Source organism: Chitinophaga sp., from assembly GCF_035564935.1.
In the GTDB taxonomy this organism is placed as follows: Bacteria; Bacteroidota; Bacteroidia; order Chitinophagales; family Chitinophagaceae; genus Chitinophaga.
Map to the genome: position 1 here is coordinate 1 of NZ_DATMTE010000045.1, position 4106 is coordinate 4106.

The following is a 4106-nucleotide window of genomic DNA, read 5'->3' on the forward strand; positions in this document are numbered from 1 at the left end:
ATCATCCACAATTAATTTATAAACATCTTCCGGAGCCGCCTGCATAGGTCTTAGCTGATCGGACTTCAAATCAACAGGCTCGGTAATCAAAGGAATGTTACCAAACATTTGCACCAGGTTGAAATAATACCAGGCACGTAAAAAATGAGCTTCACCCAGTAAGCTTTTGGCTTCTGCTGCATCCATGGAAATACCTGGTATTTTAGCGATGGAGAGATTAGCATTACTGATGCCCTTATAATAGTTTCTCCAGTAATTTTCTCCATAAGCATTATCCGCTGTATTGTGCAGGTCTTTTATAAAATAGCTGTTAACCGCCTGCCCGAGATCAGTAGCGGCCAACCCGGTGGCAAATTCGGTCATTGTCCAGGGACCACCGTTAAAATCACCGGACATCGGCTCCCGCAAACTGGCATAGATAGCGTTTACAGAGCTTCTTGCGTGTTCGGGTTTTGTAAAATAAGTATCCTCTGTATAGTTACTGGGATCTGTTTCATCTAAAAATTTCCGGCAACCGGTTATAAATAATGTTCCGGTTGTTAATACCAGCAATCCGTATTTTATTATTGTTGCTTTCATGATCTTTCATTTAAAGTTGGTACTATGTTATAATCCCACGTTAAGCCCCAGCATAAATACTCTTGGCTTTGGGTAATCGTATAAATTCAGCCCCTGGTCGAAAGGAGAACTGGAGTTGGAAACTTCAGGGTCATATCCTTTGTATTTCGTGACTAAGAAAAAGTTCTGCACGGAGGCATATACTCTCAGGCGACTGAGCTTTAAAGAAGAAGCCGTTGTTGATGGAAATACATATGCCAGTAACAGGTTACGGCCACGGATAAACGAACCGTCCGTTACTTTATGGCTGTCGTTATTAGTGGTGTAATACGCGTTGATGGGGCGTATTTGTGCGATAGGGGTGTTCTGGTTCGTTTCCGTCCACGCATTGAGCACGGTTTTATAGCTATTGGCAATACCCTGCCTGTCTTCAGCAGAATGTATACTTCTGTCCAGTACATCGTTGCCATACATAAACTGGAGGTCTACTGTCAGCGACCATGCTTTATACTGGAAGGTATTCAGGAAGGTACCGTACCCGGTTGGTATGCCTCTCCCGATAATAACCCTGTCTAAATCGTTTATGATGCCATCGTTATTGATATCCTTATATTTTACATCGCCGGGCAGCATATTGTATTTCTTTGCTTCCTCTGCTTCCTTGCTGCCCCAGGTGCCGAGATGTACTCTTCCGAAGAAAGAACCAACCGGTTCACCTACCCTGATGATACCGTTGCCGGAGGCTATATCACCATTGGCCAATGCAAGTACTTTGTTTTTATTGATGGAGATGTTGAAGGTAGTACTCCAGGAGAAGTGATCCGTTTGAATGTTGGTGGAGTTGAGGCCAAGTTCAACACCCTTGTTTTCCATACTTCCTACATTGGAGAAAATTTTATCGCGTCCGCTGGTATAGGGCAGTGGCGCGTCCAGCAGCATACCATCCACTTTTCTGCGGTACAGATCCAGTTCCAGGTTCAGCCTGTTGGAGAATAAACCGAGTTCAAGCCCGAAGTCCACCTGTTTTGTTTTCTCCCACTGTAAACCGGGATTGGCAATACGGTCAATACCAACACCGGAGTTACGTGCGCCGTTAAAAATTACGCTGTAATTTCCCAGGCCCGCAAGCGCCCGGTAGGCAGGGATTTCGGAGTTGCCGGTGGCTCCGTAGCTGGCACGTACTTTTAAATTGGATATAGCGGCAATGCTCTTCATGAAGTCTTCTTCCGTTACCCGCCAGGCGAGGGCAGCAGAAGGAAAGAAAGCATACTGGTTATCACTTCCGAATTTAGAAGAGCCATCCATACGCCCGGTGAAAGTGACTAAATATTTGTTGCGGAAACCATAGTTAACGCGGCCAAAGTAAGAGTTCAACCCGTTTGCTGTTCCTACAGAAGAAGGGGGCTGGGGGCTGGAACCCGCACCAAGATTATAATACCTGTAGTAGGAGTCGGTGAAACCTTCGGTGCTTGCCTGGTTTTCGAAACGGTCAATATGCTGCCAGGATACACCTGCCATAGCATTCAGGGAATGTACTTTTGCAAATTGCCTGTTGTAAGTAAGATAGTTTTCAAACTGCCAGGAATTGTACCTGTTGTTATTAACGGACGCATTTCCATTGTCTGAAATATATTGCATCCCTTTTGCGGCGAAATAATCTTCCCGCTGGTTAATGATATTCACACCAACAGTGGATTTCAATTCCAGTCCCGGCGCCAGGTGGATATTTGCATACACATTGCCGAGGAGGGTTTGGGTATGCAGGATAGATATCCTGTCGGCCGCTACTCTCAGTGGATTATCGCCACCTTCCATTCCGGGGTAGTCCCTGTTGCTGGCCCAGGTTCCGTCGGCATATTTTACCGGAATAATAGGCAATGCTTCCAACACCTGGCGCATCATGGTGATGCCGCCACCGTTAAGCTGGTCTACCTGTTTTTCCCGCTGATCTGTATAACTCATGGTGCCGCCCACTTTTAACCAGTCCTTTATCTGGCTGTCGTATACCAGCCGGCCTGCGTAGCGATCCTGCCAGGAACCGCGTGCCAGTCCTTCCTGGCTGCGATAGTTCAGAAAGGCGCCCATACTTCTTTTTTCGTCGCCATCTGTAAAGCCAAGCTGGTGATTTTGTGTAAAGGCCTTTTGAAATGTTTCATCCTGCCAATCTGTATCGTATAAAGGGTTTCCCTGTGCATCAAATAATTTTGGATTGGTGCGTTTGGTTTTTGGGTCGGTGTATTTCGTTCCGGTTGCCCATCCAACAGGATCATATTTTTGTGCATTTGCATAAGCCAGGTCTTCCACCGCCAGGAACTCTTTTGCATTGAGCAGTTCCAATTTTTTAGGCAGCACACCTATACTGAAATCCGGGTCGTAAGTGACCTTTCCTCCGCCTGAATTACCTCTTTTAGTGGTAACAAGGATCACCCCGTTTGCTCCCCTGGCGCCATAGATGGCTGTAGAAGAAGCATCTTTCAGTACTTCAATGGAAGCAATATCATTGGGGTTAAGATAATCAATAGGCGTACTGCCATTCCTCAGATCAACAGGATTTAATATCACACCATCAATTACATACAGGGGGTTATTGGAAACGCTCAGGGAGCTTGATCCTCGGATGCGGATGTTGGTTCTGCCACCTGGTCTTCCTGAGTTGGAAGATACATTCACCCCGGATACGCGGCCGGATAAACTTTGATTTAATGAAGAGGAAGGACGCTCCTGCAGGGTTTCCGCTTTAACAGTACCTACTGCCCCGGTCAGATCCGATTTTTTGGTTGTTCCATAACCTACCACTACTACTTCATCTATTTTTTTAATTTGCGGAACAAGTTTAATCAGCATATCAGTAGCCGTAACGCCTACTTCCTGTGTAATATAGCCGATATAAGAAACCATCAGCACAGCATCAGCGGGAACACCTTTAATGCTAAAGTTCCCGTCGACGTCTGTTGTTGTTGCCTTGTCGACATTTTTTACTTTAATGCTTACACCAGGTACGCCAACGCCATTCTCTTCCAAAACCTTACCACGTACGTCTATGAGTGATGCCTGCCGGTAGCCCGGTATTACCGGGTTTTTTGCATGGAGTGGCAATACTATTCCCATGAATAGGGCAAAGGTGGCATAAATGATTTTCTGGCGCAATGCCGGCGCCTTAAAAATCACCGTGGAAATGTGTTTCATAGTTAAAATGTTATTAGGTTAATTTGATCGTATCCTGTTTTTGGAAACATTACCAGGCAGCAACATTTAAATACGGAATTGTACAAGTAAGGGCGTCCAGTATCTATCCGGCAAATAATATTTGGCCAGATAGAATTGAATCAGGAAAATGCAGGTAGTATCACCTGCATTCAGTTGTACTAAATGCCCGGTAAAAACCCTCCAGGTAGCAATAATGGCCGCCTGTGCCGGTAGTGGCACGCTGTAAAGTGATTGCTGCTGCAGTTGCTACAGCGTAAATGCTGTCTATAAATCAGTGCCGTTTTTGGGTTGAATGATTTTGTTTTGTCGCAACGGCTGCGATAGTTGTTCAAATTTTGGTA

2 protein-coding genes are annotated in these 4106 nt (G+C 45.5%); both read right to left on the bottom strand.

Going from position 1 to position 4106, the window contains the following annotated elements; translation table 11 throughout:
• A partial coding sequence (locus VN105_RS01225) for a RagB/SusD family nutrient uptake outer membrane protein (protein WP_325637117.1) occupies positions 1-579 on the bottom strand: 579 nt, incomplete at its 3' end.
• A gap of 27 nt (positions 580-606) precedes the next feature.
• On the bottom strand, positions 607-3744 hold the full coding sequence (locus VN105_RS01230) for a TonB-dependent receptor (RefSeq protein ID WP_325637119.1): 3138 nt from the start codon (positions 3742-3744) through the stop codon (positions 607-609).
• Positions 3745-4106 lie beyond the last annotated feature (362 nt).

What these genes read in the sequence shown, in the direction of transcription:
- VN105_RS01230 (WP_325637119.1), bottom strand. Translation starts at nt 3,744, where the DNA reads ATGAAACACATTTCCACGGTGATTTTTAAGGCGCCGGCATTGCGCCAG.